At 58.3% G+C, this 4,170-nt stretch carries 4 protein-coding genes; 2 read left to right on the top strand and 2 right to left on the bottom strand.

The features are described 5' to 3' along the window. Positions 1-369: 369 nt before the first annotated feature. On the top strand, positions 370-621 hold the full coding sequence (locus tag EC839_RS23920) for a helix-turn-helix domain-containing protein (protein ID WP_231893101.1): 252 nt from the start codon (positions 370-372) through the stop codon (positions 619-621). A gap of 265 nt (positions 622-886) precedes the next feature. On the opposite strand, the gene cadR is transcribed toward EC839_RS23920, so the two are convergent. Next, positions 887-1,324: a Cd(II)/Pb(II)-responsive transcriptional regulator gene (gene cadR, locus EC839_RS23925; RefSeq protein ID WP_064309074.1), complete on the bottom strand. Its 438-nt coding sequence runs from the start codon at positions 1,322-1,324 to the stop codon at positions 887-889. 82 nt (positions 1,325-1,406) lie between these two features. Here cadR and EC839_RS23930 point away from each other — a divergent pair, with 82 nt between their 5' ends. Next, the gene (locus EC839_RS23930) at positions 1,407-3,821 is read left to right on the top strand and encodes a heavy metal translocating P-type ATPase (RefSeq protein WP_026084056.1); all 2,415 of its coding nucleotides are present in this window, start codon (positions 1,407-1,409) and stop codon (positions 3,819-3,821) included. Here EC839_RS23930 and EC839_RS24430 read toward each other — a convergent pair. Then, the coding region (locus tag EC839_RS24430) for a hypothetical protein (RefSeq protein WP_218568257.1) at positions 3,801-4,170 on the bottom strand (370 nt) is incomplete at its 5' end. The two genes, EC839_RS23930 and EC839_RS24430, sit on opposite strands and share 21 nt — an antisense overlap.

The raw sequence follows: 4,170 nt of genomic DNA on the forward strand, positions 1-4,170 counted from the left end.
AGACTTATCCACAGTTGCTGGTAACAAAATCAGCAATCCGCCCTGGGTCAAATTTCAATCGGCAGGGTGGGTCAATTTTCCATCAGCGCCAACACCCGAGCGAATGGAATGATCGCTGGGCGCTAACCAAGCTAGCCCAGCGCAACGGCAGAAACTGAGTCCAGGTCTGTTCGACTGACCTCTTGTTTTGACATTTCTACTTGGCCGGCGCAACGACATCTGTACTGAGCCTTGAAACGGCGTGTTACGGCCAAGTAGTAATGTCGCGATCCAGCCAAATAGAAATGTCCCGATCACCTGTGGTCGCTAGCCTACCGGCTTTGCTAGCGATACGGAGCGATCAGGATGTCAGCCCACGAGCGGATCACGATGAGCCTACGCGAAGTAGATCGTCTCAAGGTCATCCAGGCGGTGACCGAGGGTTTTATCACGCCTACCCGCGCTGCCCAGCGGCTGCAGCTGACAACACGGCAGGTTCACTGCCTTGTGCAGCGTTACCGGGACACCGGCGTATCAGGGCTGATCTCCAGAACGCGCGGCCAGCCCAGCAATCACCAGTTGCGTCCCAAAGCGCAACCGTCATGCGTCAGTCGATTAGCGCTGAGGGCCTGGCCGCCCTAGTTGCAGCCGGGGCCGCTTGGGATGTGCGTGCTACTCCAGGCCCTGAGGGGCATGGATGGCAGCTACAGGTACGCTACAGCAAAGAAAGCCGACATTTTCCTCTCCGCTCCCGGCGCGAATTGGTGAGAGTGTTTCGGTCGCTCGACGCGCTCAATAGGTATGCACAGAGCGTTGGGATACGGGGCTTCAGAGTAGAAAGCTGAAATGGGTGCTCATGCTGCTGCTCAGTGTCTCCCTGCAGAGTTCGGATATATCCAATGTGGGCTCAAGGCTCACTAGTCCTAATAGGCCCTGGGGTATGGAAAGAACAATCCGCTAGCCCTTGCAGAATACCGCAGGACTCGATGGGGCGCGCTCCACCGCACCTTTCACGTAAGGCAGTCATGTGCTGCTTTAGCTGCAGTAATGCCACGATCCGCGCCTCCACCTGCTGGAGATGGGAATCCAGCAGCGCGTTGACCTCGCTACAGTCCTGCTTTGGGTTTTCGCGCAGGCCCTGCAGGGCACGAATCTCGGCATGCGTCATGTCCAGCGTGCGGCAGTGCAGAACGAACTGCAATTGCTCAAGGTGTGCCTTGCTGTACAACCGGTAATTCCCGGCGCTACGTGCTGGCTCCGACAACAGCCCTTCCTTCTCGAAGTAGCGGATGGTCACAACTTCGCATCCTGTGAGCCGGGCTAGCTCCCCAATCCTCATGTCCACTTCGGCCGCCTTGAGTGCTTGACTCTATAGTAACTATAGGGATTGTAATGCTCCCCATTCAACGGTGAAAGTGGGGGCTGACATGAGCGATTGCGGATCAAAGGGGTGCGGTTGCAGCTCGGCTGCGTCAGGCCCTCTTCTTACGCCCGAACCGACGGCCAGCGCCCTGGCCGAGGCTAGGGAAGCTCACTACCTTATTCAGAATATGGACTGCCCCACAGAGGAAGCGCTCATTCGGCGCAAGCTGGGGGGCTTGTCCGGCGTTGTCGGCTTGGAATTCAACCTGATGAAGCGCACGCTGATCGTACGGCACAACCTGCCTTCGCTGACCCCATTGGAAGAAGCCTTGTCAGCGGTCGGTATGCAGGCGGTGCGTCAGGGAGACGACCCGAGCACGCAGATTACCCGTCTTGGCATAGCCCAGATGGATTGCCCTACCGAAGAGACCCTGATTCGGAAAAAGCTCACCCTTCTTCCTGGTGTAGTTGATCTGGACTTCAATCTGATGCAGCGCACATTGACTGTGCGTCATACCGCCAGCGCGCTAGCCAAGGTACTCGATGCGATCCAGTCGCTAGGCTTCGAAGCTCAGGAGCTGGACACCCAGAATTATCGCACTCCACCATCAAGGGCCTATAGCGACTCGACGCCGTGGCTGCCGCTCGGCTTCTCTCTTGCTGCTGCAATAGCCGCTGAGGGCATGTACTGGTATCTAGGTGGCAATCATTGGTCGGTCCTGGTACTGGCGTTGATTGCCATCTCCCTGGGTGGGTTGTCCACTTACAAAAAGGGCTGGATAGCGCTTAAGAACCGCAATCTCAACATGAACGCCCTAATGTCGATTGCCGTCACCGGGGCCATGTTGATCGGCCATTGGCCGGAAGCGGCGATGGTGATGGTGTTATTCGCCCTCGCCGAGGTCATTGAGGCCAAATCGCTGGATCGTGCCCGCAATGCCATCCGGGACCTACTCGATCTAGCCCCCGAACAAGCCACGGTGCAGCAGCCTGACGGTACTTGGCTCGATGTGGAGGCCAAGCAGGTCGCTATCGGTAGCCGGGTGCGGGTGCGGCCGGGCGAGCGCATCGCGCTCGATGGTGTGCTGCTAGAGGGCGGCTCCACCGTGAGCCAAGCGCCGATCACTGGGGAAAGCCTTCCCGTTGAAAAGGCCCCCGGCGATCCGGTCTATGCCGGCACTATCAACGAGTCTGGATCCTTCGAATATCGCGTCACGGCGGTGGCCGGCAACTCCACCTTGGCACGCATCATCCAAATGGTGGAAGAGGCGCAAGGCAGCCGCGCTCCAACCCAGCGCTTCGTCGATCAATTCGCCCGCTGGTATACGCCTGCCGTTTTCGTGCTAGCAATTGCCGTGGCGGTACTACCTCCCCTGCTTCTGGGCGCAGCTTGGATGGATTGGCTCTATCGGGCCCTGATTCTGCTGGTGGTGGCCTGCCCCTGCGCCTTGGTCATTTCCACTCCGGTCACCATCGTCAGCGGACTGGCTGCCGCAGCACGCCAAGGCATCCTCATCAAGGGTGGCGTTTATCTGGAGGATGGTCGCAAGCTGCGGTGGCTAGCCTTGGACAAGACCGGCACGCTCACCCACGGCAAACCCGAGCAGACCGACGCTATCTCCTTGAACAGCGCCTTGACCGATAGCAGTCGCAGCATTGCAGCGAGTCTCGCTAGCCGCTCTGACCATCCGGTATCCAAAGCCATCGCGAAAGCCGCCGTTGGCGACGGTGTGGTGCTGCGAGAGGTCGGGGAGTTTGCCGCGCTGCCTGGCCAGGGCGTACGCGGTGTGATCGATGGACAGACCTATCATCTTGGAAACCATCGAATGGTCGACGAATTGAGGGGGTGCTCCTCGGACCTGAAACAGCGCATCACGGCGCTCGAAAGCGAGGGCAAGACCGTGGTGATGCTGGTAGGGGCTGACGATGTACTGGCGATCTTCGCTGTCGCCGACACCATCAAGGACAGCAGCCGCAATGCGATAGCCGAGCTGCATGCGCTGGGTATCCAGACCGTGATCCTGACGGGCGATAATCCACATACCGCCCAAGCGATTGCTGCTCAGGCCGGAATAGATCGCGCCCAAGGTAACCTGCTACCGGCCGACAAGCTGCGCGAAGTCGAACAGCTTGCCCAGTCCAGTAAGGTCGGCATGGTAGGAGACGGTATCAACGATGCCCCGGCATTGGCACGCGCCGACATTGGCTTTGCGATGGGGGCTGCGGGCACCGACACGGCCATCGAGACAGCAGACGTGGCCCTCATGGACGATGATCTGCGCAAGATTCCAACCTTTGTGAAGCTCTCTCGCGCCACCGCTCAGGTGCTCTTGCAAAACATCGTGCTTGCACTTGGCCTAAAAGCCGCTTTTTTGCTGCTGACCTTCACTGGGCAAGCAACCATGTGGATGGCCGTATTCGCCGATATGGGAGCCAGCCTCTTGGTAGTGGGCAACGGGCTAAGGTTGCTGCGCCAATAAGCTGGCATTCCTCGTTGATGACCGGGAGGGTTTGAAAGGTGTCCCACGGCAAATCCTCGCGCCAATCACAACTGCAGTTACTGGGTTACCCAGCCTTCGGGCAGGCCGTAAGGTCTGCTTCAGCACCTCGATCGTTTCGGGCGAGATAAGCAGCTTCATGGGCAGGGGTATGTGTACATTCGTATATGCGTAAAAACGAATAAACAGGTTGCCCGAGTATCCTCGCGCTGCTTGCTGCATTGGAAGACGTTGTAGTGTTGGCGCTGATGGAAAATTGACCCACCCTGCCGATTGAAATTTGACCCAGGGCGGATTGCTGATTTTGTTACCAGCAACTGTGGATAAGTCT

Origin of the sequence: Pseudomonas sp. JUb52 (assembly GCF_004341115.1) — a bacterium.
Lineage (GTDB): Bacteria > Pseudomonadota > Gammaproteobacteria > Pseudomonadales > Pseudomonadaceae > Chryseomonas > Chryseomonas oryzihabitans.